The 25,312-nt window shown below is 40.7% G+C and carries 22 protein-coding genes; 15 read left to right on the plus strand and 7 right to left on the minus strand.

Annotation, left to right across the window (positions count from 1 at the left end; translation table 11 throughout):
* Positions 1–66: 66 nt before the first annotated feature.
* Positions 67–858 carry a DAPG hydrolase family protein gene (locus tag T546_RS0100495; RefSeq protein ID WP_026889937.1) on the plus strand — a complete coding sequence of 264 codons (792 nt, stop codon included), beginning with the start codon at positions 67–69 and terminating at the stop codon, positions 856–858.
* Here the strand turns inward: T546_RS0100495 and T546_RS0100500 are convergent.
* Positions 855–2,372 carry a PucR family transcriptional regulator gene (locus T546_RS0100500; RefSeq protein ID WP_026889938.1) on the minus strand — a complete coding sequence of 506 codons (1,518 nt, stop codon included), beginning with the start codon at positions 2,370–2,372 and terminating at the stop codon, positions 855–857. The genes T546_RS0100495 and T546_RS0100500 overlap by 4 nt on opposite strands.
* A gap of 216 nt (positions 2,373–2,588) precedes the next feature.
* Here T546_RS0100500 and T546_RS0100505 point away from each other — a divergent pair, with 216 nt between their 5' ends.
* The 4 genes from T546_RS0100505 to T546_RS22495 are packed head-to-tail and all read left to right on the plus strand — an operon-like array spanning position 2,589 to position 8,269.
* Complete coding sequence (locus T546_RS0100505) at positions 2,589–3,533, plus strand: flavodoxin family protein (RefSeq protein ID WP_026889939.1); 945 nt, start codon at positions 2,589–2,591, stop codon at positions 3,531–3,533.
* 21 nt (positions 3,534–3,554) lie between these two features.
* Positions 3,555–5,036 carry an FAD-dependent oxidoreductase gene (locus T546_RS0100510; RefSeq protein ID WP_026889940.1) on the plus strand — a complete coding sequence of 494 codons (1,482 nt, stop codon included), beginning with the start codon at positions 3,555–3,557 and terminating at the stop codon, positions 5,034–5,036.
* 41 nt (positions 5,037–5,077) lie between these two features.
* Complete coding sequence (locus tag T546_RS0100515; RefSeq protein ID WP_026889941.1) at positions 5,078–7,168, plus strand: FAD-dependent oxidoreductase; 2,091 nt, start codon at positions 5,078–5,080, stop codon at positions 7,166–7,168.
* A gap of 12 nt (positions 7,169–7,180) precedes the next feature.
* A complete protein-coding gene (locus T546_RS22495) occupies positions 7,181–8,269 on the plus strand; it encodes an NADH-ubiquinone oxidoreductase-F iron-sulfur binding region domain-containing protein (RefSeq protein WP_034597380.1) in 1,089 nt (362 codons plus the stop codon).
* A gap of 127 nt (positions 8,270–8,396) precedes the next feature.
* Here T546_RS22495 and T546_RS24445 read toward each other — a convergent pair whose 3' ends face one another.
* The gene (locus tag T546_RS24445) at positions 8,397–9,212 is read right to left on the minus strand and encodes a hypothetical protein (RefSeq protein WP_051629490.1); all 816 of its coding nucleotides are present in this window, start codon (positions 9,210–9,212) and stop codon (positions 8,397–8,399) included.
* Positions 9,213–9,415: 203 nt separating this feature from the next.
* Positions 9,416–10,258, minus strand: a complete 843-nt coding sequence (locus T546_RS0100530; protein ID WP_026889943.1) for a C40 family peptidase — start codon at positions 10,256–10,258, stop codon at positions 9,416–9,418.
* 195 nt (positions 10,259–10,453) lie between these two features.
* Between T546_RS0100530 and T546_RS0100535 the strand changes: the two genes are divergently transcribed.
* Positions 10,454–10,858 (plus strand): sigma-70 RNA polymerase sigma factor region 4 domain-containing protein, encoded by a 405-nt coding sequence (locus T546_RS0100535; RefSeq protein WP_156951268.1) that lies wholly within the window; start codon positions 10,454–10,456, stop codon positions 10,856–10,858.
* Between the two features lie 97 nt (positions 10,859–10,955).
* Here T546_RS0100535 and T546_RS0100540 read toward each other — a convergent pair whose 3' ends face one another.
* Together T546_RS0100540 and T546_RS0100545 are read right to left on the minus strand one after the other, a co-directional pair.
* Positions 10,956–11,510 carry a hypothetical protein gene (locus tag T546_RS0100540; protein WP_026889945.1) on the minus strand — a complete coding sequence of 185 codons (555 nt, stop codon included), beginning with the start codon at positions 11,508–11,510 and terminating at the stop codon, positions 10,956–10,958.
* 199 nt (positions 11,511–11,709) lie between these two features.
* Positions 11,710–12,498: an EFR1 family ferrodoxin gene (locus tag T546_RS0100545; protein WP_026889946.1), complete on the minus strand. Its 789-nt coding sequence runs from the start codon at positions 12,496–12,498 to the stop codon at positions 11,710–11,712.
* Positions 12,499–12,649: 151 nt separating this feature from the next.
* On the opposite strand from T546_RS0100545, the gene T546_RS0100550 reads away from it, so the two are divergent.
* A complete protein-coding gene (locus tag T546_RS0100550) occupies positions 12,650–13,015 on the plus strand; it encodes a winged helix-turn-helix transcriptional regulator (RefSeq protein ID WP_026889947.1) in 366 nt (121 codons plus the stop codon).
* 37 nt (positions 13,016–13,052) lie between these two features.
* Here T546_RS0100550 and T546_RS0100555 read toward each other — a convergent pair whose 3' ends face one another.
* Positions 13,053–13,949: an AEC family transporter gene (locus T546_RS0100555; protein ID WP_026889948.1), complete on the minus strand. Its 897-nt coding sequence runs from the start codon at positions 13,947–13,949 to the stop codon at positions 13,053–13,055.
* Positions 13,950–14,113: 164 nt separating this feature from the next.
* Between T546_RS0100555 and T546_RS0100560 the strand changes: the two genes are divergently transcribed.
* From T546_RS0100560 to T546_RS0100575, 4 genes are all read left to right on the plus strand, one after another.
* The gene (locus T546_RS0100560) at positions 14,114–15,022 is read left to right on the plus strand and encodes a LysR family transcriptional regulator (protein ID WP_026889949.1); all 909 of its coding nucleotides are present in this window, start codon (positions 14,114–14,116) and stop codon (positions 15,020–15,022) included.
* A gap of 442 nt (positions 15,023–15,464) precedes the next feature.
* Entirely contained in the window at positions 15,465–17,276 is a 1,812-nt protein-coding gene (locus tag T546_RS0100565) for a beta-glucoside-specific PTS transporter subunit IIABC (RefSeq protein WP_026889950.1), read from the plus strand.
* Positions 17,277–17,297: 21 nt separating this feature from the next.
* The gene (locus tag T546_RS0100570; protein WP_026889951.1) at positions 17,298–18,758 is read left to right on the plus strand and encodes a glycoside hydrolase family 1 protein; all 1,461 of its coding nucleotides are present in this window, start codon (positions 17,298–17,300) and stop codon (positions 18,756–18,758) included.
* Positions 18,759–18,778: 20 nt separating this feature from the next.
* Positions 18,779–19,624 (plus strand): PRD domain-containing protein, encoded by an 846-nt coding sequence (locus T546_RS0100575; protein ID WP_034597384.1) that lies wholly within the window; start codon positions 18,779–18,781, stop codon positions 19,622–19,624.
* A gap of 61 nt (positions 19,625–19,685) precedes the next feature.
* Here T546_RS0100575 and T546_RS0100580 read toward each other — a convergent pair whose 3' ends face one another.
* Positions 19,686–20,261, minus strand: coding sequence for a TetR/AcrR family transcriptional regulator (locus T546_RS0100580; RefSeq protein WP_034597387.1), 576 nt, complete (start codon positions 20,259–20,261; stop codon positions 19,686–19,688).
* 173 nt (positions 20,262–20,434) lie between these two features.
* Between T546_RS0100580 and T546_RS0100585 the strand changes: the two genes are divergently transcribed.
* From T546_RS0100585 to T546_RS0100600, 4 genes are all read left to right on the plus strand, one after another.
* The gene (locus tag T546_RS0100585; RefSeq protein WP_026889954.1) at positions 20,435–21,832 is read left to right on the plus strand and encodes an oxidoreductase; all 1,398 of its coding nucleotides are present in this window, start codon (positions 20,435–20,437) and stop codon (positions 21,830–21,832) included.
* A gap of 17 nt (positions 21,833–21,849) precedes the next feature.
* Positions 21,850–23,235, plus strand: a complete 1,386-nt coding sequence (locus T546_RS22505) for an amidohydrolase family protein (RefSeq protein ID WP_084326029.1) — start codon at positions 21,850–21,852, stop codon at positions 23,233–23,235.
* A gap of 134 nt (positions 23,236–23,369) precedes the next feature.
* Entirely contained in the window at positions 23,370–23,993 is a 624-nt protein-coding gene (locus tag T546_RS0100595; RefSeq protein ID WP_026889955.1) for a hypothetical protein, read from the plus strand.
* A gap of 127 nt (positions 23,994–24,120) precedes the next feature.
* Positions 24,121–25,098, plus strand: coding sequence for a hypothetical protein (locus T546_RS0100600; RefSeq protein ID WP_026889956.1), 978 nt, complete (start codon positions 24,121–24,123; stop codon positions 25,096–25,098).
* Positions 25,099–25,312 lie beyond the last annotated feature (214 nt).

Raw genomic sequence — 25,312 nt, forward strand, 5'->3', positions numbered from 1 at the left:
AAATAGAGTTTAAAGGAAAACAATGTGTTGGTATTAAACAAAAAATTAAGAACAGGAGATGGAACTATGGGGAAAAAAGTAGGCGTAAGCCAGGAAGAAAAGAACTTGTCGTATTATAAATTTTTTGAACGTCCTCTGGCAGAGATTCCGGAGGAAAAGCTTGCCATATTAGAAGGTCAGGGGGATAAAAAGCCGGGAGTGCCGTTTGAAAAAAGAAACCTATATTTGGCTGGAAATGATGAAGAATACTGTCAGAGCGGCTATGGTGTCCATGAGGATGGAACAGGCTACGTATGCAATACCACCTACATGCCCGGCGTAACAGGAGAGATGCTTGATTGGTGGTTCCCATGGCATAGTGTAGGTTCCGACCTCCGCTACAAAATCTGGGACCCGGAGGATCATTATTTTTCAAGGGCTGATAACGCAGCTTACGTCTGTGACCCTAAAGTGCCAGTGAGAGAGAAAACCTGGGGTGTTAACCATTACATAATGGAAGATATCGGTCCCGGCCCTGAATTCCTTAAGCTCTGCTTTAAAAGCCCGACGGACTTCGGATATGATCCGGACATCGTCGGAAGTAATGCATGTGAGTCTTTGGTCTGTGCTATCGGAGAGGGCACCTGCGCCGCTGCAATGACTCATAAATGGTACCCCTATAAAGAAGGGGTCATGTTCTGCTCCCGTTTCTGGATCGGCTTCAAGTTGGATAATGGAATCATAAAGAAGGCCCTGCCCGAAGGCGTAAAAATCCCTGAAATCGTTCCAAAGGGTCTCTTTGCACACAACATAAAAGAATTTTCCAACTTAGCAGCCATTTTGCCGGAAGTGTACGCAGAGAATAAAGATATTTTCTAAAAATCCAATATCCGAAAGGAAAACTCATAGGAAAAAAGAATCTGTGCATTGGCTGGATCAAATTCCGTCAACTCCCCAATTTTACCTATGCGGTAAAAAAAGGTGCTTTTGTGTATATGCAGGTAATTGGAAGTATTTAAGGCATTTCGGTTGTTAAGGAAATATGCCTTCAGCGTTTTCATGTATTCCGTATTATTTTCCTGGTCATAGTTCTCAAGAAATAAAAGATCAGGATGAATGATTGTCTCTGCATGGATTTCATTTTGAGAAGTTTCCATAAGATGGTTTAAAAAATTATCCTCATACGTAAGGCAGTGCTCCTTCATAAAGCATTTTTTATTCTTCAGCAGAAACATCACCTGGTTATAATAGCGCGGGGTATCCAGTAATTCTTCGAATCGAAAACTGATGGCAGCATTGATCTGATTCAGATGAAGAAAATGAGCCAGCTTTTGTTTGTCAATGGACTGGTAAAGATCCCTATATTTACTGGTGTGTAAAAGAATCAAATTCCCTTTATAAAAGAAAGACATGCTGTGCTTAAAAATCCCCGACAGCTGGTCAATAAAGTAATTAGGGTTCAACTGGTGATTGGAAAAACCATGAAAGGTGAAGCCCAATACCCAGAAATACTGGTAAAAGGTCTCCCCAAGCTGTGCCAGGTGACGGTCTGCAATGCTCCTGCTGTGCAGATTCTGCTCAATTAAGTCAGTTAAAAAGTACTCATATTTCAGACCTGTTTTTTCAGAATAAAACTCATCCTTTTGCATTTCCAGGGAGAACAACTTGGATAAGCTCATGGCAAAGGAACTGTCAGCAGCTTCCAGGGGTCTGTAAAGGGAACTGATACATAGGTACCCCACTGCGGCACGCCTGATATGAATGCTGCAAAACAGATAAGAGATTCCCGGGGAATCATCAAATTCCACAATGATTGGAGAGGAAGAGGTAAACAAATGCTGGAGAATCTGTTTTTCCTTCAGGTTGCGAATGAAATTGTTCTTTAGATAGAATTTTTCATCATAGACATCAAATTTATCATCAAAATAATCCTTAGGGCTGGAGGCAAGAACGGAAAAGCTTGTGGTACATAATGTTATGGGGTTTTTTAGATATGACCTTGCGGTGTCAAGCATGCTCTGGAAACCATAACCGGACTGCAATACTTGAAATACTTCATCTCTCTTTAAATCCGCCTTCCGACAATCATATAATTCCTGCTGTATGCAGTTTAAGACCGCAAACGGGTCAAGTGCTTTTTGAATATACATTCCGTTTTCGTTGTTGCCATCCATACAGCAGCCAACCAAAAGAACACATCCCTCAGAACTAAGGGAGTGAAACTCCTGACCGGTTCCTATGTAAAGAGTGTTGGGGTCAAACTGCAGCTGGTCATCATAAGGCGGCAGCAGATAATGTACGCTTTCTATCCTCCGGTCAGAGAAAATGGGTCCCAGGACATGGACCTGAAAGGTATCTTGTATTTTTTTAATAATATTGATCAAGCAAGCCATTATAACTCCTTTATCATTGAGACAAATGTAGGAAATAATCCCGTTAATATGAGAAAAAAATTCGTTAAACGTTGGAAGATTCTTCTGCTTTCTTATGTTATTATTTTAACAAGCACGAAAAATCTACGTTTTTGTAGATTTTTATGTAACAGAAGTTTTTACTATCACTTTCAATGATTGTACTAAATTTTATAAAAAAAGAAAAGGAGAATATTCATGTCAGTAAAAGTTTTAGGGGTCAGCGCAGGGCGCGCAAACAGCAATAGTGATATCTTGTTAAAGGAGGCACTTCTGGCTTGCCAGGCTGAGGGAGCCGATGTTACCATGATCAATTTAAGAGATTATGACATCATAGATTGTACCGGATGCACTTCATGTACCATAGGCATGTCACAGGGAAAGAATGCTGGCTGTGTACTGGATAAAAAGGATGATAAGAAAAAAATCATGGAAGTACTCCTGGAAGCTGATGGTGTGATTTTTGCAGCGCCCACTTACGATCTGGAAGCCTGCTCCGTATTTGCAAAATTCGCTCAGAGAAGTTTAAGCTATGAGACTTCATTCCTGGAGACGATCGGAGCAATCGAACATAGAGACAGAGTCAGCGCTTTGATTGCCGTAGGAGGTTCCACCCGTTCCTGGCAGTCCATGGCTCTGGAGTCTATGCAGGCAGCTATGTTTACAACGGATTTTAAGGTTGTGGATATGTATCTTGCTACAAGGGTTCCGGCTCCTGCCCAATGTCTTCTCTATGACGAGATGATGGAACGAGTGGGGCTGATGGGAAAAAACATTATGACTGCAATCCATACTCCGGCCGAAGAACGCAAATGGCTGGGAGATGAAAATATGGGCTGGTGTCCAAACTGCCACTCCAATGCGCTGATTCTCGGTGAGGTTCAGTGGGATGGACTCCATTATCCAGTTGAATGCCAGGTATGCGGTGCCGGCGGAAATCTTGAAAAAGCAGAGAATGGAAAGTGGAAATTTGTGATTCAGGAAAACGGACTCATAAGAGACCGTACTACCGTGGAGGGAAGGGCAAAGCATCTGGAAGAAATTGCCCATACCCAGGGAGGGTTCTTTCAGGATCCGGAAAAACGAAAAATTGTCAATGAAAAGCTTGAGAAATTTAAAAACTTGAAATTCAAAACGATATAAATAAAAAACGGAGGTATTTCGATGAAACAGTTACAGACAGATGTTATTGTGGTTGCAGCAGGACTTTCAGGACTGGCAGCAGGCATTGCTGCAGCTGAAAATGGGGCAGAGGTAATGATATTTGAAAAATCCAACACAACAGGCGGTGCTGCCAATATGGGAATGGGACCTCTTGGGGTGGGGTCCCCCATACAGAAGGAGCATATGATTTCCCTGACAGCTGGCGAGGCATTCCGTAAGCACATGTATTATACTCATTACCGTGTGGATGCACGTATGGTTCGGGATTACTATTTTAAGTCAGGGGAGACCATCGAATGGCTGATGGACATGGGAGTGGAATTTACCGGAGTACAGCGGGCGTTTAGTGCGCCGGAAGCGACCAGGGCATATTCTGATGGCGAGTTTACCTGGCATGTAGTAAAACCTGAGGGCGGTGGAGCACCGGGACCCCGCTGTGCAACCGCTATGACAAAGAAGATGACGGAACGGGCGAAAGAGCTTGGAGTTAAATTTTATATGGAAACCCCTGTTGTCAGGGTGATCAAGGAAGATGGAAGGGCTGTGGGAGTCATTGCCAAAAATCGGGACGGAGAAGAAATTGAAGCAAGGGCCAAGGCAGTAATTCTTGCAACCGGTGGCTTTGGAGATAATCCGGAAATGATAAAGGAACAGACCGGGTACGAATTTGGTAAGACGATCTTTAACTTCGCCATTCCAGGAATGAAGGGGGATGGAATTAAAATGGCATGGGAAGCCGGTGCCGGACATGCCCCCTGTACCATGGAGCTTATGTACCAGCTTCCGGATAACATGAATCATTTTATTCTTGATGGAGCATTCCGCCAGCCCTGTCTCTGGGTCAATCGTAATGGTGACCGTTTCATGCCGGAAGACCAGATCGCCAATACTACGTTTACAGGCAATGCCATTACCGCTCAGCCGGGCTGTGTTGCATATTCCATCTTTGACAGTAAGTTATTAAAGAAATATAAGAAAAAAGGACCGGACATCATTTCTCATGTTCATCCTCATGATCTGTTTGATCACTTTGACGATCAGTGGGAAAAGGATCTGGCGGATGGATATGAACCCATCTGTCAGGGGGATACCATAGAAGAGCTGGCAGAGAAAGCCGGGATTGATCCGGTGGGGCTGGAAAAACAGGTCGAAGAGTACAATGAAATGTGTGAGGCTGGATTTGATGAGATTTTTGAAAAAGACCGGGCCTATATGCAGCCCATTGAGAAGGGACCGTTTTACTGCTGTCGTCAAAATGTAGGAGCTTACGGTTCTGTGGGCGGAGTACGGATCAATCATAAGACACAGGTATTGAATGAAGAAGCAAAGGTAATTCCGGGACTTTATTGCGTTGGAACCGATGCATGCAATATATTTGGAGACAGCTATCCCTTTATCCTTTCCGGAAATACCATGGGATTTTGCTTAAACAGCGGAAGAATAGCAGGAGAGCATGCGGCAGAAGAAGCGGTTGAATATTAACGTCTTAGAATTGGGGAGCTGATTCGCCAAATGGAGGAAATATGTGGTTAACGATTGATGATAAGCAGATAGAAGCACACGAAGGAATGACGGTTTTAAATGCTGCTTTGGGGGCGGGAATATACATTCCACATCTTTGCGGTCATCCTGATCTGGAGGCTGTAGGCGGATGCCGCCTGTGTTCGGTCGAAATTGAGGGCATGACTGAGGCGGTTCCTTCCTGCATGATAAAGGTGGAGGAGGGGATGAAGGTTACTGTTCACGGGTCCAAAGCAGAAAAAACCAGAAAGACGGCCATGGAACTGATCCTCGCAACTCATCCAGCAGACTGTACCGGCTGTCCAAAGTATGGAAAATGTGAATTGCAATCCATGTATCAGTACCTGGGAGTGGGACCGGAGAAGTGGAAAAAGAAGACCCGAACAGTCCCTACCGATGACAGCAATCCCCTTATCAGGCACTTATTTACCAGATGCGTTCGCTGCGGACGCTGCGTGCGGGCCTGCAGGGAATTACGGGGGGTAAAGGTGCTGGATTTCCAAAAAACGGAGGATGGAGTGCGCATTGGAACCGACGGAAATATTTCCCTGAAAGAAGCAGGCTGTAAATTTTGCGGAGCCTGTATAGAGGTTTGTCCTACCGGCTCCATTATGGATGCCTTGGGTCAGATAAGTGAAGATGTATCATACGCAGAGGGAGTGGTCCCATGCAGGACAGCATGTCCGGCACACACGGATATTCCCAGGTATCTGAGGTACATAAAAGAGGGAGACTACGAAAAGGCAACGGCTGTTATCCGGGAAAAGCTGCCTTTTCCGGAGACACTGGGCTGTATCTGCAGTCACGTATGCGAAACAGCCTGTAAGCACAATGAGCTGGGAAAGCCGTTGTCCATCTGCAAGTTAAAAAGAGCGGCTGCCGCCTCTCAATCCGATGAGTGGAAGAAAAACAGAAAAACAGCGGCTCCAACAGGAAAAAAAGCAGCTGTGATCGGAGCCGGTCCGGCAGGCCTGACGGCGGCCTATTATCTGGCAAAGAAGGGCCATGAGGTAACTGTCTTTGAGTCCAACGAAAAAGCGGGAGGACAGTGCCGTTATGGCATCCCCGCCTACCGTCTGCCTGACGAGGTGCTGGACCGTGAGATCAGCGATATCCTGGAAGTAGGTGTCGACCTTAAGGTAAATACCACAGCAGACACACCGGAAAACCTTTTAAAACAGGGATATGATACGGTATTGATTGCCACTGGTACCCATAAGGGAGTCCTGTTGCCGCTAGAGGGAAATAATCTTTCTGGAGTCCAGCTGAATACGGATTTCCTGAAACATGCACGAAGGGGCCAGATCAGTGATCCTGGTAAAAAAGTGATGGTGCTGGGCGGAGGAAATGTGGCCTTTGACTGTGCCAGAACAGCTCTTCGCCTGGGTGCAGAAGAGGTCCATATTGCCTGCTTGGAAAGCAGGGATAACATGACTGCATCAATTGAAGAAATAGAGGAAGGAAGGGAAGAGGGCATCATTCTTCATTCTGGCTATTCCTTTCTTCGAATCACAGGCGACATGAAGGTACAGGGCGTGGAGCTTCAGAAAGTAGACAAGTTTTATTTTGATGAAAACAGGAAAGCTATCATAGAGCTTATAGAGGGTTCCCAGGAAATTATTCCGGTGGATCATGTTATTTTCGCTGTGGGACAAGCGCCTTTAGGAACGGAGAAGCTGGGAGTGGAATTGTATCACGGTTCCTATGTAAAGGTAGACAGCTCTTTCTCTACCAGCTTGCCCGGAGTTTATGGGGCCGGTGATGTGGTAACCGGAACAAAATCTGTCATAGAAGCGATTGCTGCCGGAAGACAGTCTGCCATAGAGATGGACCGCTACCTTGGAGGGGACGGAGATATCTCTGAAGAACTGCTGGAAAAGGAAACGGCTGATCCTTTCCTTGGAAGGACAGAAGACTTTGGAAGCTTAGAACGGCTCTACCCTTCTCTTTTGGATCCCCAGGAGAGGAAAAAAAGCTTTGCTCCAGTGGAACAAACCTTTACCTGTGGGGAAGCCAAATGTGAGGCCGGACGCTGTCTGCAATGTGATCTCAGGTTGAATCTTACAAACCCCAGGCTTTGGAACGAATATTAGGAGGAACGAAGGATGATGGATGTGATTATTTGCAATGCAATGCCGGTTTATCATGAGGCACCTGTTTCTCCTACGCTTTTAAAAGATAACAAGGAAAAAGTCATGGAAGCACTGTTAAAGGAACCAGCCAATATCCGTTACCTGATCGTGCCAAAAGGCGGGTGGATATGGGACAAACCAGAGGGCCTGACAATCATTGAGACCAGTCATAAATCCGGTTTTACTTATGGAAATGATTCCGCCCTGAAAAAGGTAATTGAGGGAGAAAAACCGATTCCATTCTGCCGAAACGATGAGCTTATTTCCCATGAAAGCAGAGTCGTGACAGTTGAAGAATTGCTACATGAAGAGAGGAAGAGCGTATACATTGGAGGTAAGACTGAGAAAAAGGGTTTTCTTGATTTGGACAGGAACATGACTCCAGGAGACATATTGGCCGCCTCTGGTGTGGAGGGAGATTTTAAGGCAATGTACTTCGGTCATCCAATGGGGATTTTTATTAATGAATCCATGCTGGATCAACCCATGGAATTAACCACGGATTATATTGAAATTCTGAACGAGACAGATTGCATGCTGGATTTTCTTCTTAAGACCGCTGACAGATATGGAAAAGAAGCTTGTGGAAGATGTGTATTTGGTCATGAAGGTGTTTTTCAGATTCGCATGCTTTTAACGGATATGACTTTAAAAAAGGGAAAAATCTCCGATCTGGACCTGATGTTAGAATTATGCCATGAGATGAAGGGGCAGTCTCTGTGCGAGGCGGGTGTTTCCATTGCCAATACAGTGGAGAGTGCTCTTGAGCATTTCAAAAGTGAGATAGAAGAGCATATCACAAGGAAAAGCTGTAAAGCAGGAGTATGCCAGAAGTTTTTAACGTTTCATATTCTGCCTGATCTGTGTACTGGCTGTAATGAATGCTCGGATGTATGTGAGGATGATGCCATTCTTGGAAAAAAGAAATTCATCCATGTCATCGACCAGGATGAATGCTCCGGTTGCGGTGATTGTATAGATTCCTGTGAGGAGAAAGCAATCATAAGAGCGGGAGCAGTTAAACCCAAATGTCCTAAAAAGCCAATACCATGTAAACATTAAAAGATAGTATACAGCCTTATAAAAGCAGAAAGCACGCCGTATCGTTTCCGGTCGTTTCTTTCTGCTTTTTTTGAAACCGCAATGTTAATTATGATCATGAACATCAGGCTTTTTGTACAAGGTACAATTAAGGCGCCTGTTTGGTTTCAATTGCCGCCTTATCGTCTGATTGAGAAAGCTTATTTAAATCGAGAAGGTCTGAGGGAATATGATCAATAGATAATTGCTCCTGCTCAGTCAGCGAGTTATACCAATCTAGCCATAGGAGGGTTTCTTCTGATAAATCTCCTGTATTGTACCAGGAGTCTCCAAACTTGATTTGACTTCCATCTCCACTACGGGCTTCAAAAACCAGCCATTTGTCATTGATAAGAATCTCTAAGGTGTTGTTGGAGTCAAATTGATACTGGTATTCGCTTCCGAAGTTTGATTGGTTATTCTCACCAGGGATTTGCGTTCCATCGACTGCGGAGGTGATTTTTCCATCCATGACCTGGCTTCGATCGGATCGATTACTTTCTTTACCAGTGTCGTAGTATAATGTTCCGTCTATTAACACCATGGGAATCCTGGCCCATTGGTTGTTTTGATCAGACTCGATCAAGGAGATATGGAATACTTCATTGATTTTGGCGGGGTAGCTCTCTTTTATGTCATCCAAGTATCCAATCCGGATGTTATCTCCTATGGCAGCTTTGCTGAGATATAGAAGAGAATCCTCATCATCTATATTTGATGTAGAGATTTCAATTTTGTCAGCGCTATTTCTCTCCGTCGTTCCTTTGGCGGGCTCAACCAGTAAGCTGTTTAAATTTACAGCCAGAACAGTAGCTTCAAAATATTTTTCCTTATCTGATGCTTTTGAGGTTTTATTCAAATCGCATCCTGTTAATGAGAAGCTGCTTATCAGTGAAATTATAAATAGAGTAATAATCCGATTCAATAAAACACTTCCTTTTCATGTTAATGTGATTTCAATCTTATTTTAGTACTTATTATATAGAAAAAGTATACCATAAGTAGATGAGAGGCTACAAGGAATAACTTCTTACATTAATTTGAAGGCAAAGATGTATTTAGATGCAACAAAAGAATGTTGGAAGTGCGCTGATTAAGTACACCTCCAACATCATGGCTATGCCAGAATTAATTGTAAAGTGCATACATGGTATCGGCGCCTGCAAGACCGTCAGAAGTAAGCCCCTTGCTTGCCTGAAAACTCTTTACAGCGGTTGTTGTTCCAGAACCAAAGGTTCCATCTACCCCATTGGGATTAAAGCCCCGGCAATAGAGCATTCCCTGCAGGAGCAAAACGGCATTTCCTGTACTGCCGGATTTTAAGGTTTTCACTGCCGCCTTTGAGTTTGCACCGAAAATGCCGTCGGCAGTCACACCAAGGACTCTTTGATAAGCTTTTGTGGCCGCTGTCTTAGTGTTTGATCCGTAGATGCCATCCAGGGTCAATCCAGAGGAATAGTTGTTGTTGAGCCACGTCTGAAAACTCTTGATGGTACTGTCTCCAGTGGAGCCTCCCCCGCCTTCTGTATATCTAAGAACATAAGTCCATGGGCTGTTGTAGTAAGAACGGGTGCAAATTTCTTTGCCCGTCTGGTCTCCGGTTTTTCCTCCGGTGGTAGTTCCGTTTTCATTAATGCTGGCATGCACGATTTGACTGCTGCCGATATACATGGCAGCATGTCCGCTGCTTCCGGTTCTTAGAAGTACGTCACCGTATACTAATCCATTGCCGGAAGACAGGGTAATCTTTGAGGTGACGTCTGAAAACCCACTGTTAAGAAAAGGTTTGTACATCGTTCCGGTAGCTCCAGCTCCATTGCTCTTCACGGGCACTCCTGCATTTTGCCATGCGGTGATGATAGCAGAGGAGCAATCGTAATCAGGTCCCCACCTGTTATCCTGATCATAGCCGTGAGTGTTGTCGTTCGCCAGATTAATCATCCATTGTGTAGCAGTTTCAATTTTTCCCATATTCAAAACCTCCTATTAAAATAATTTAGTTACAGAAAATTGGATCCGTGTTTTCTATAACTGAATGTTACAACCAGTGCCGAATGCAATACAATGCAATGGTTTTTGGCACAGGAAGGAGGTTAAAATAAATTTTGGTTTACAAATCATAACCATTTGTCTTTTTACTTAGCAAATACCTTTAAGGAGGATTGCATGATGAATGGTGAGATAGAAAAAAAGGAGCAGAAAAAAGCATTCTTACAATCGTATCAAACACTTAATGTATCCATAAAGACATTGGGAGATTTACTAAATTGTTTGAAAGAAGAACATAGTCAATGTCTGTCAGCTATGTGTGAAAATTCTGATACTGACCAGATACATAAACAAATGTCGGATATAGTTTCTTGTATTAAAAATCAGCTGGGAGAAAAGAATGAGATCTGCAAGATAATCGTGAAAAATGTGAGTCAGATGAATTCTGAAATAGAGAAGAATATTCTTTTGTTAAAGTATATCTCTGGATACACATGGGAAGAAATCAGTGAAATGACAAACTATAGTTTAAGGCAGGTCTATAACATACATAATCATGCACTGAAACATTTTTCCATGTAATAAGTTCGATAAAAGCTGTGGTTATAAGCTTACGAAGAAAAAGGGGGCAGTAAGGTGTCCATACCTTACTGCCTCCGTCCACCTGGCAGGAGTATGTTTATCCAGCTTCATGTCCAGGGATGTTGTTGTTAATATAAGTATTTCCTTCTAACTTAGAAAAGCCTGTTACCTTCATATCACGGATGATGGGATATAGAGCCTGGTCTTTAGGAAATTCAAAATGAAGGATCTGATCTCCTCCGGAATAGGCAGCTTCGGTTCCGTCTCCAGTGAAATAAGCTGTACTGGTTGGGAAGATGACCGTACTCTCATCGGTCGCCATAACTCTTTCATTAATCGTAAAATCAAAAGAGGTATCAGTAATATTGCTGATTACTATTTCACAAGATACAAACGGAGATTCGGTTGCTGGAATGTCCACATATTTGTAAACCCCTTCATCAAAATAAGTTCCTTCAAATAATTGGACATTGGCTTTACTATGACCAGATTCCGTGCTTTCTTGCGTTTCACTTTTTGATGAAACAGCCTCGCTGGTCGTAGTTTCAGCCGTAGGCTCCATGGTCTGGCTGGTTGGCGCAGTTTCTTTTCCGCAGCCACTTAACAGGATTCCAGCGGATAGACAAATGCATGCTAAAACAGTTTTTTTCATCTTTTTCACCTCATATGATAGATAGTCATGTCTTAGTTCTATATAGATTATGATCAGAATATCAACACTTGCTATTATATCTTTGCATTCCAGTAAAATCAATTAAGTCGATGAAAAAACCTGCATTTCAAGCCATTCATTTGTCAGGCACATTTACATTGAAATAAAGCGAAACAATTTTATAGCTTTATAATAAATACTAAATATTAAAAAATTCAGGCTCAAATCTAACTGTGCTAAAGTTATCAATTAACCCCTGAGTTATTTTGTGAAACATTTCATGATTTATTGATTTAGCACTAACAGGACATTTTTTTACACAACTGCAACAGCGGACACACTTTGCAGAATCTATTTCTTTGAAATTGTTTTTATTAATAGCCTCCATTGGACAGTACTTCGCGCAAATGCCGCACCTGGTACAATCATCACTTGTATCAGGGGCGATTGGAGGAGCCATAAGCCTTTCCTTATAAGGAATATTTCCTTTTACAACAAGCTTAGATGACGGTAGAATACCATGTAAATCTTTTAACTTATTTTTGAGTTCAGCGCCATATTTTATTGCTGTTTCTAAATCATGGGCGTCAGGTCTGTTTGTTCCTACCTTTGAAGTATTAGAATGTTCTGCTATAAAAGCTGCTGCAGATATGCCGATAAAACCATGGCTCTCAAAGGTATCTTTTAACTCAATAAGAGCATCATCATAATTTCGGTTTCCATATACTGTGATAAATACAGCTGGGGTACGATTCCCTTTTATATTTGAGAAATAATCAATTAAGAACTTTGGCACACGACCAGCATATACGGGCACCCCAATGATTACCAAGTCATTAGAATCAAAAGTCATAGATTCTTTTCTGTTCATAGGAAAAGTAATATCATATTCTTTGTAGCTATCACAAATTCCGTCTGCAACTTCTTTCACGACTTTTGCTGTACCACCGGTTGCACTAAAATAAATTACACTTAACTGCCTGTTCATTGGATCACAATCCTCCATATAAAACATTTGAATTAACAATATTATTGATATACAATATATAATAATCAATAACTGAATTCTGTACAAGTACTGCCTTTGGGTTACTTACTAACCTGGAGGTAACTATTGTGAAAATAAAGGAGTTTTAGATATGGAAAAACAAAATATAAACTACCCGGTGGAACTAACGCTTGCTTTGTTAGGAGATAAATGGAAGATACTCATTCTTTGTCAGCTGTTTAAGGGAACGAAAAGGTTTAATGAAATAGCTCGTTCCATCACAAATATAAATCAGAAAATGCTTTCAAAGCAGCTTCGGTCTTTAGAAAACGATGGGTTTATTATGAGAGAAGTATTCCCGGACGTTCCTCCAAGAGTGGAATATTCTCTAACTGAGCTCGGCTACAGTTTAAATCCTGTTATAGGTGCCATGTTTGATTGGGCCATGGAACATAAAGATAGATTCACTTTTAAGTACCATATAAACATTGATCCTGATTTAAAACTGCCTCATTGAGACTTTTATTATCTTGCGATTGAAGTGGGACAGGAGCTTATAACAGAAAGTTAATCAGGCAGGGGAGGGTAATTACGGACGCAATGGTAGTCAGAAAAATCCCTTTGGTAACCAGCTCCGTATTTCCTTCATATTCCGTGCATACCATTGATACATTACCGGCAGAAGGAAGTGCCCATAGTATGGTCGCTATATTTACAATCATAGGATCTCGGATAATCATAGTAAGTATGGCGTAAACCAGGACAGGGTATAGTACCATTTTCAACAGGACAAAGATAGAAAGTTTTCTGATATCATAAAATTCTTTTAACCGTATCTGAGCCAAAGTTGAGCCAATGATGATCATGGCAAGAGGGGGCGTGATACTTCCAACCATTTGCAGTAAATCTGAAATCATACCAGGAATTGGGATTTTTAGAAAAAACAGAATCATTGCTATAAAAGCAGAAATACTTCCGGCGTTTAAGCTCTGTTTAAGTGATAGCTGGCTGTTTTTATTTGAATTAAAAATACGAATTCCATGAGTGAACAGACTGATATTAAAAATCATCATAAATAAGGAAACATAGAATACACCGGTTTCGCCATAAATACCTGTTACAATCGGCATGCCCATAAATCCAAGATTGCTGTAATTCAGCATTAATTCCACAGTTCTTTCCATTCGGAGCCATTTCACAAGATATCTGCTCAATATTGAGGTTACAATAAACATAAGTGCAGCTACCCCTAATACGTTCAGGACCTGAACGATACCAGCCTCCATGCTGTTGAGGGAAGAACTGATGATTAATGCAGGTATGGTAATGTTCACAATCAATTTGGAAAAGTGATTATTGGAAGCTTCGTCCATAATGTTCAGTTTGTTTGCTGCAAATCCTAATGCACTTAGTGAAAACAGGATTCCCATCTGATAGTATAAATGACCCATGGTTAATACTCCTTTAAAATTATTTCCTACGCCTGGATTTTTAGATTATAATTGGCTCTTCACTAAAACGCAATCACATATTAAGTAGTCTGAATCAACTTTTTAGTTGATTCAGACTTGATATAATAATAGATGTATTTTATACTGACTGAGAGGTGAATATTATGAACAAGCGGCAGTTACAGTATTTTTTAGATGTCATGGAGACTCATAGTATTAAAAAGTCTGCAGAAAAAAATATGATCTCCTCTCAGGGATTAAGTAAGATGATAAAAGACCTGGAGAAGGAACTGAATGTTACGTTATTTACTAGAAGTTCTCATGGTCTAAATCCAACCATTCACGCCATTTCTTTGAAGCATTCAGCCGATATCATCATTCAGGAATATGAAAATATTCACTTAAATTTATTTCTACAAAAGAAAGAATCTTTAACCACCCTACGCGTATTGTCTACCTATGGAATGCTAAAATACCTGACGATGGATTTTATTGTGGATTTCTATGCTTCAAATCCCTTAATAAGGCTTAATATCGTGGAATATCCGGATAATCCCATTATATCCATGCTTCGGGAGGAACAAATTGAACTGGCCTTTCTACCAGCACCGATTGATAATACAGGATTTGATGCCTCCTATTGCTCGACTCATAACCATTGTCTTATCATCAATAAACAGAATAAGCTTTCTAAAAAGGCAGAAATTGAGTATGAAGATTTAAAGAATGTTCCTTTGGCCATTAAAGGCAGAGAATATATCCCTTACTCGAATAATATTAACCGGTTTCTCAAAAACGGAGTAACCCCTGATATTATGCTGGAGACATCAGATGATCATTTGATTCATGAAATAGCCAAAAGAAATTTAGGAATTGGTGTTTCTTTGGATTGCATTGCTTTTGACGACTTAAATGATGATATCGTGATGCGTCCTTTTGCGGATAAAAACAATGTTAAAGATGTTTTTCTTGTTACGAAAAAAGGGAAAAAATTAAGTAAGGAAGCTTTGGCTTTTCGGAATTTTACTCAGGATTGGTTAGGAAGCCATAGGAGTCAATTGTTCAAATGGTAATAATTCAATTATGAGCGAACGAATGCTTACCAAATAGACCGCGGGTCACCAATCAAGGACAGTTGAGGGATATGGATTGGTCTTGTGTAATATATATATTTATGGGAGATTAATGGCTGTTATTATTGTGTTATTTAAGAATGAATTGAGATGATTAATAACAATTTATAGGAATATTATATAGGTATTTAAATTGTGTATTGACGTTTTGTGAAAAATGTGCTAACATCAAGAAGTATTATATTAAGTAAATAATATCAGGCATGTGACTGGTAATGCAGGCAGGACCTAGATAAACTAATGTATGAAATACAATAGTTTATTTGGGTCTTTTTTTAATTCTGGCCAAGTTAAAAACTGCAAAAGTAAAAAAACGAATCTTTAAATAATGATTTAGACTATATGTGATATTCCGAAACTATGTTTAAAAGGAGAATAAATTATGAATTATAAAGACGTAGCTTCAAAGATTTTAAAGGCCATAGGCGGAGATGCGAATGTTCAACATTTGGAACATTGTTCTACACGTTTAAGACTGACGCTTGTAGATGATAAAAAAGTAAACATGAATGAACTTAAAAGTATTCCTGAAGTAATAGGGGTAAATCAAACAGCACAATGTCAAATTGTAATTGGTAATTCAGTAGTAGAAGTATATGATGAGTTGAAAAAATTAATTTCTGCGAAAGATAGCCATTTACAAGTGAATAAAAACAAGAAAATTGGAGCAATTCTTTTAGATTTTGTAATAAGTATATTTCAACCATTAATCCCTGCTATTGCAGGCGGAGGTATTTTAAAATCCCTGTTAATGCTTTTAAATCTCCTTGGGATTTTGGATAAAACGACCAACACGTATATGGTATTAAATTTTGCAGGAGATGCACCACTTTACTTCTTGCCTCTATTAGTTGCAATAACAGTAGCTAATAAAATGAAAGTAAATCCGCTTGTTGCTGTATCTGCTGTCGGAGCCTTATTAATACCTAATTTATCAAAAATGTTAGTAGATGGCGCTACATTTTTAAGTATGCCAATCCAGAATGTAAATTACGCATATCAGGTATTTCCTGCAATACTATGTGTGCTTTGCTATTCTCAGCTTGAAAAATTCTTTACGAAAATCAGTCCAAAGGTTATTCGTGGCTTTTTTGTACCAATGATGTCACTGCTTATTGTTGTTCCATTTACTTTACTTGTCTTAGGACCTGTGGGATTTATTACTGGTAAATATTTTTCTGTGGTAATTATGTTTGTTTTTGCAAAATTCGGTTGGATCGCGGTCGCATTGTTAGCAGCAGCTTTACCATTTATGGTTACTACGGGTATGCATAAAGCAATGATACCATATGTTATAACTGCATTGGGAGAGACCGGAAAAGAGTTGATTTATAATGCATCATCATTGGCACACAATATATCAGAGTCTGGTGCATGTTTTGCTGTAGCTATCCGTACAAAAGATAAAGCTTTAAAGACCACCTCTGTATCCGCTGGTATCTCTGCGGCCTTCGGTATTACAGAACCAGCACTGTATGGAGTTACTATCTTAAACAAAAGGGTCCTTTATAGTGTTATGATCGGTGCTTTTTGTGGGGGTGCGTTTTTGGGAATAAAAGGTGTAGAGGCTTATGTAGCGGTAGGGCCTGGATTAGCCAGCTTGTCAATGTTCATTTCCCAGACATTACCCAATAACTTAATGAACGCAGTAATTGGATTAATTATTTCTTTTATCGTATCGTTCATTGCAGCGTTTGTTTTGTGGAAAGAAGAAATAAAAGAGAAAAGTGATATTATACAGAACGTAAAAGAGGAATTAAAAGCTCCAATAGAAGGAGAAGTTGTTTCATTAGATGAAGTAAAAGATGAGATTTTTTCAAAAAGGCTTATGGGTAATGGTTTCGCAATCATTCCTGATAAAGGAGAACTATATGCGCCGGTAGATGGAACAATTGAGATGGTTTATGAAACAAAACATTCTCTGGCTATGAAAACAGAAAATGGTACCGAAATTTTATTTCATATTGGAATCGATACCGTAAATTTAAACGGCAAGTATTTTGATACAAAGGTTTCTGTTGGAAATCATGTAAAACAAGGTGAGTTATTATTGACTTTTGATTTAGATAAAATTGTTGAAGAGGGATTTGACCCTGTTACAGTTGTAATTATTACAAATCGCCCGGACAGTAAATTCGAGATAAGAGAGAAGGAAAAGGTTAATAAAACAGACAGTGTTTTAAAAATAAAATAGATAAAAAGGAGTGATTGATAAATGCCATTTAGAAAAGATTTTTTATGGGGCGGTGCCATATCTGCGAACCAGGTGGAAGGTGCATGGGACGTTGATGGAAAAGGCATGTCGGTGGCAGATGTGGCTAGCTATAAACCAAATTTAAGTGTAGAGGATTATGCTGGTCATAATAAGGTGACTTCTGATACGATTCAAGCAGCCATTCAAGATAAATCTGTAAAATATTATCCAAAAAGAAGAGGGATTGATTTTTATCATCATTATAAAGAGGATATTGCTTTATTTGCAGAGATGGGATTTAAAGCACTAAGAATTTCTATTGCCTGGACCAGGATTTTTCCAACAGGAGAAGAAACTGAGCCAAATCTGAAAGGAATCAACTATTATACAGGTTTATTTGAGGAACTGAAAAAATACAATATTGAGCCAATCGTGACACTTTCCCATTATGAGATGCCCCTTAATCTAAGTTTAAAGTATAATGGGTGGGTGGATCGTAAATTAATCGATTGCTTTGTTAGATTTGCAAAGGTCTGTTTTGAAAGTTTCGGAAAGTATGTTAAGTATTGGCTCACGTTCAACGAGATAGATAGTGTTGGCAGACATCCGTTTATCACGGCAGGAATTATCCCTGATAAATTTCCTGACGGAGCGCTGGAAGAAGCTGTTTGTCAGGCTCTTCATCATCAATATGTTGCGGCAGCGATTGCGACGAAAGAATGCCGCAGTATAATAAAGGGAAGTAGAATAGGGTGTATGTTAACAAAGTTAACCACATATCCAAATACCTGTAATCCAGAAGATGTATTTCTTTCCTTAAATAGCAATTTAGGTAATTATGTACATTCAGATATTCAGATTTTGGGTGAGTATCCAAAGTTATATGAAGTATATCTAAAGAACAAAGGAATTGTAATTAAAAAGGAAGAGGATGACGATGATATATTAAAAGAGAACACCGCTGACTTCCTTTCTTTTAGTTACTATATGTCCCGGACGGAATCAGCCGATACTTCTAAAGAAAAGGCATCGGGAAATACTATTATGGGTGTATTAAATCCGTATTTACCGTCCACAGAGTGGGGCTGGCAGATCGACCCCCTAGGCTTGTGCATTTCATTGATTGAATTGTATGACAGATATAAAGTGCCGCTAATGATAGTTGAAAATGGTATGGGTGCTAAAGATACAGTTGAGGAAGATGGAATTACGATTCATGATCCTTACAGAATAAAGTATTTCAAGGAACACATTGATGAAATGAAAAAGGCAGTGGATTTGGGTGTGGATCTATTAGGTTATACTAGTTGGGCCCCCATTGATTCCATAAGTGTATCAACTTCTCAAATGAGTAAAAGATACGGATTTATCTATGTTGATCAGGATGATGAAGGAAATGGAACACTTAAGAGATTAAAAAAAGATTCTTTTTACTGGTATAAAAAAGTGATTGATACAAATGGAGAACTCTTAGAAGGATAGATATAAAGGGGAAAAGAATCATGATTATTAAAAAAATTCTTAATAGCAGTGTTATTTTAGCTACTGATGAAAATGGAAAAGAATCTATATGTCTTGGCAAAGGGGTTGGTTATGGTAAAAAAATCGGTGACTTAGTGAATCATAATATAGTAGACCAGATTTTTAGCCCAATTGATAGTGTTCAGACAAAAAAATATTTAGAGTTACTTGATTCAATTCCCCCTGTATATCTTGAAATAACTCAAAGAATTATAGCGGAAGCTGAAGCCCAATTACATTCTGAACTTAATATGAGTATCTACTTTGTTTTAATGGATCACTTAAATTTTGCTGTGGAACGATTGAAGAAAAACATTAATATTACAAATCGTGTCTATTGGGAAATTAAAAATTATTATCCGGAAGAGTTTAATGTAGGAGTCTTTGCTTTAAAGCTGTTAAATGAAATGCTGGATGTTAATCTTCCGAAGGAAGAAGCTGCAAATATAGCCTTCCATCTGATTAATGCACAATCAAAAGATAATGAATCAGGAGATGGAATGAAATATGCAAAAATGATTGGTGGAATTGTAAATTTAGTTCGGTATTCCATAAAGTCTACTCTTAATACGGAAGGAATACATTATCAGCGTTTTATAACCCATGTCAAATTCTTTGTAGAAAGATTATTTAAAGGCAAAATGCTGGAAGGTGCTAATGAGACATTATTTAAACAAATGGCCGATCTTTATCCCGAAGATATGGAAATTGCCTTTAAAATAAAGGACTATATTCAGAAAGTCTATCATGTGGATATTTCGAAAGATGAATTAACATATTTTGCAGTACACATAAACCGGCTGCAGACTAATAATGATTTAAGTTAGCAGGAGGTATAAGAAAAAGTGGGGCCGAAAACAGGTATCTTTCGGTTCCACTTTTGTTCCTTCATTCTTTATTTGCCGACAAATAGACTGCCCTCATCATAGATAAAATCTGTTCTTCTATTCTTTCTTGTGGCAGTGGTTTTTTCTGCGTCAGCCACCACTGCAAGGTCTCAAGTATGGCTCCGGTAAAAAAATGTGCCATTACTTCCGGATCAGCGATGAGCTTATGCCCGTTTTCTGCATCTGCTTTAAGCTTTTGAAGTATATCAAATTCCACCTGTTCCGATAGGATCCGTAGTAACGCTGGTAAGCAGCCGCTCTTTAGTAACGATTGTAAGAGTTTGTCTTTTTCTTTCATAAATTTCATGACCCGGTGAACGATATTGATATAAAAATCAATGGGTGTGTTAATATCCGGGCTGTCTGCGATTTCCCGATCAAATTCCTCCTGAATCTCCCGGATGAAAAACGTAAAAAACTCATATTTGTCCCCAAAATGCTTGTAAAAGGTGGCCCGTCGTACCATTGCCCTTTCACACAGCTCGTTAACCGTGATATCTTCAAATCGTTTTTCTTCCAATAACTCAAAAAAGGTGCTGGTCAGCGCCATATAAGTTTTTTGTATCCGTAAGTCCATTCTATTCACAGCTCCTCTATTTCGGAAACAGGTTCCATACCTTTGTCAATTAAGATACATATGCGTACGCATTGAGCGTTGTATTTACACTCCTTGAAAGTATAATGGATATAGTAACAGATGTCAATTATTTATCATCTGTTACAATCCGGGATATTGAAAGGAGTTATTTTATGAGCACTGATGTATTATTTGAACCGATCCAGATTGGTAACGTTGAACTCAAAAACCGTATTGCCATGTCCCCCATGAACATGGGCTATACAGGGCCGGAAGGGTATACCAGCGAACAATCTAACGCCTGGTATGCGGCCAGGGCAAGGGGCGGATTCGGTCTGATTATCACCGAATGTGTGGTAGCAAATCCCTTTCCATGGCGGGGCAGTGACAGCCTGAATCCGCTGCTTGTGGACAGTCAGAAGAAATACCGTCAGCTTAGCCAGATGGCGGAGGTCATCCATTCCTATAAGGGGGCAAAGGTATTCATTCAGATTTCTCCCGGTTGGGGACGGCAGGGACATCCAGATGAAAATGGAATTGCTTCAGGTGCCCCAAGTCCAGTGCCTCTTGCTATTGACTTACGTAATATCACCAAAGGCTGGTTTCGGCAATTCACCCGCATTACGAAACAGGCTGGAATCTCATTTCCTCCGGAAATTTGGGATTACGATAAAATCAAAAGCTTAAGCGATGACGAATACGAAGCAATCAAACCTCTTATTCTTAAGATGTTTCAGGAAAGGGCACCGGAATATTACCACATTATCTGCGGACATACCCCTCGTGAGCTGACGATACATGAGATTGAACAGCTAGAGGACTTTATGGTGGATGCGGTATGTGCCTGCTACGATCTTGGCTACGATGGTGTGGAGCTTCACACCCCTCACGGGTATCTGCTGCATCAGTTCTTGTCAAACCGTTCCAATCAGAGAACCGACTTCTATGGCGGAAGTATAGAAAACCGAGGTCGTGTCGTTACAAACATTATTGAGCGTGTGCGAAAGAAAGTTGGCCCTGATAAGGTGTTAGGGTGTCGTCTGTCTGGTGACGAGTTAATGCCACAGGGGCTGACCCATGAGGAAGCGTGCGCATTTGTTAAGCTGTTTACAGAGGCGGGAGCCAATTATTTCAATGTATCTCAGGGAGGTTATGAAAATCTGGGCGCTGGCTTTGCCCCGGATGGGGAGGATGACTTTACAAAATGGGCACCAGGGTTTAAAACAGCTTCCGGCGGACTTCCCATTATAACTCCAAGCTTTACAAATCCTGAAACAGCTGCAAAGGCCATTGCCTCCGGAAAAACTGACATCATATCCTTGGGACGACAATCCATCGCCGATCCCTGCTGGCCCGCAAAGGTGAAAGAAGGCCGTGAAAGTGACATCGTCAAATGCGTACGCTGCCAGCAGTGCTATATGAACCTGTTTGAAAACCGTTGGATTCGCTGTTCCGTTAATCCGACGGCCGGTTTTGAGAAGTATTATCCAGACCTTTGGAAAAAAGACGGTCTCATGGATGTCAAAGCCCAGAAGTTTATGGAAAAAAGCAAGAATTTACCACTGATTTAAGGAAAGGAGTTTCACTTATGAATCACAATGTATGGGAAGATGGCTTCTTTAAAATTGATCCAGAATGTCACATCATCGGAGATATGGGCCCGGTGAACCATTTCCCCGGCGTTCAGATGTGGTGGCGCGCCATTGATGGCATTATGCGCCCAACCTTACAGGGCGCGCCGGATCATCTTCTGAATATGATTGAGCCATGGGAGATGACAAAGAGTACAGACCCCGAGAATATTCTTCGGGCTATGGATAAGTATGGAGTTGATGTTGCATGTCTGCTGCCGGAATCCATGATGGATACGACAGGATATTCCAGCCGCTGGTGCACCAACGGTGACGCGTGGAAGGCAGTGCAGACCCACCCTGACCGTTTCATCATTAATCCGAACCTATCACCCATCAAGCAGCGGGGCGTTAAAAATGCCATATGGGAGATGGAATACTGGATGGATAAAGGGGCTAAGATTTTTAAATATTATTCCCCTGAGGATACATATATCAACGATCCAGAGCTGTGGCCGTTTTACAAACGTGCCGAGGAACTGGGGGCGGTTCTGTGCATGCATACTGGATTTTCCTGGGTTCCGCCGGGAAAGAGCAAATACTGCCACCCCACACAGCTTGATGATGTTGCAAGAAATTTCCCGGAACTTAAAATTGTAGCATTTCACATGGGTTATCCCTACTCCGATGCGCTTAATATGGTGGCACTTGGTCATCCCAATGTCTATTTGTGCCTGAGTCTCCTTGTGCCATGGGCGCTGACTGCCCCATATAAGTTCGCCCATATTCTTGGTGAGGCAATTCGCTTTGTGGGCCCTGACCGGATCATCTGGGGAACAGACAGTGCCGGTTATGGCGCTCAGATCGGAGCAGCATCCGTGGGACTTCTGGATTTCCAGATACCTGAGGAGCTTCAGTGGAAATATGGGTATCTGCCGCTTACAGACGAGGATAAACGTAAAATTTTTGGAGGTAATCTAGGAAAGCTTCTGGGAATTGATACGACCAAACGACGGGGTGGTAAAAAAGCAGTGCATGATTCGTTAACGGATAGCCCTGAGAAAATTGTCCTTGCCACGACCAAAGAAGCAAAGGGAGAAGAGGTTGTTGTGCCAAATAACGAATATGAAGTATTGATATCCACTCCAATGGGAAATCAGCCAGGGAACGTTTTATTAAACGTGGATGGAACTTCATTATCCGGTACCATATCGTTTATGAAAAGTGATAACTCTTTTACAGGCGGCACCATTGATGCCGACGGCAATGTCTCGTTCAAAGGAGATTTAAAGACACCCTTAGGTAAAATGCCATATACCATCACTGGTACATTGAAAGATGGTATTATCAATGCCATAGCAAAAACAGAGATGGGTGATTTAAGTATAAAATCAAAACAGTAAAAAAGAAATCTCGGGTAGCCGAAAAGGGGCTGCCCGGGATTTTTACATACCCGTTTTACCATAGTGTGGATCTAATACACCACTGGGACTAGTATCGCATAATTTATATTATCAAAAAACAAGGGGGATACAAAATGATAATTGGAAGCGAAGTTAATAGTGATGTAGTAAAAAGTTATCCGCAATATGTAAAAGAACCAAATATAACACCGCTTATTTTATCTAAGGTAGCCATGCAGCAGCTGACGGCAACCGATTCCAGAGGAGATTCGCTTCAGATGGCAGCTACAAAGGCTGTCAATGCCATGAAGAATGAGTATGGACAAGGGGCCAGCACATTGGTAATGATATTCAATGCCAGTGGAGAGACGCTAAGGTATCAGGCCAATAGGAACTGGTCAGGTGAGACTGAGAAATATCCCTTTGATATGACAATAGCCAATGGAGAATACAGCGTATTTTTGCATGTAAAGGCAGGAATCTTTACTGGCTCGGTGGGGTGTGTGGTTTTTAGAGGAGATTCAGGCTCAGACTTTTTGTTCGCTTGGGATAATCCGTATATCGGAAGCAACAGTTCTTATGTTGATGTTCAAGGCAAAGATCACTGGCCGGGTGTACAGTCATGGGGTGAGGTGGAAAGCAAGCTGACATCGTCAGGAATTAGTTCTAATGCTGATAACGGGACGTTTGTTGTTAGCTCCATGATAGGGTCAGCTACGTCTCCCATCGCCCAATATACGGTTACTAGAAAGACCTGATTTATAGAGGCAGCTAAAGATTCTGCTATTTCTGAACTGAGAGATAGCAGAACCTTTCTTAATTATAGCCCGAATGATACAGGAACTATATGCTCTAATAAATAACTAAGAAAGGAATGGATGGAAAATGAACTATACCTTAGATTTTGATGACACTCAAACACTGATTGATGCTCTGTATAATAATGAAGTGAACACCATAGAACGGTTCCGCTACAGCAAACCACAGGCGCAGATGAATGATTTGAAGAATTGTGCTAAGGCCTATGAAGAAGCTAACAATCTGCTGCAGATGGAGAAACAACAGTCCGGGAGTCCAGACAAAGATAACTCACAGGTAGAGAATGTATGGCAGGCAGCCAGAGCAGGAGTCATATTTTCCTATGAGACCATTAAGAATTTTAAGCTTAGGGCTGAATATCTTAGCAAAATAAGTGATTCCATTAAATTATTTGAGTACGATCCTGAAATCAGGACATATAAAAATCCCCATTTTAGTAATGACATTATAGATCCCAATGAGGACCTCTACGATATGATTAATGATTCTATTAAAAAATGGGCCAATAAAACATCAGATGTATGGGGGAATACAGCTGCTTACAAAAAAAAGACATATGAAGATTTTATAAAAGATAAGGATTTTAACCTGGAGCAGTATGTGGTGAAGTATGCAGGGAAGGATCAACTTCAGATTCTATCATATATGCGTTATTTTGGTACCGCCCTGATTGTCTTCACACTGGGAGTTATCACCTGGCAATTGGTAGAGGCACAGGATAAAAAACAAGCAGGAGCAGAGATTCTTGTGAGTGTTGGTGGAGCTTTCGGAGGAGGCCTTTTAGGAGAAATGGGTGGTACTTTGTTATTTGGATGGATCATGGGAGACCTGGGAACTGTGATAGGTGGTATACTTGGTGGGCTGGTTGGAGCGTTTGCAGGTGGTATTGCGGCAGAATGCCTTTTTGATGCCATGATGGAAGCCTTTTTTTACACACCTAAGCTTGACCAGCTGACAGGCACTCTGTTCAGCGGTCCCATTATGTATGAACTGACACTACCCAATAATATGTCCTTATCTGGTAATTTAACAGGCAGCTTATGATCTTAAGAGAGAAAGTGGGCGAATGCAATATAAGATAGCAAAACATTTGATTGATATGAATTTATAGATCGTAAGCCCTTGGCACAGCCCAGGGCTTATTGAATGCCACATACTGTCTAGTATGATTATTTATTAAGATGCATAAGGAGCAATTTTGTATACGTTTATTCTGCCAGGATACTTTTAACCATACTTTGGCTATAATAAGTATAGC

Origin of the sequence: [Clostridium] aerotolerans DSM 5434 (genome assembly GCF_000687555.1) — a bacterium.
In the GTDB taxonomy this organism is placed as follows: domain Bacteria; phylum Bacillota; class Clostridia; order Lachnospirales; family Lachnospiraceae; genus Lacrimispora; species Lacrimispora aerotolerans.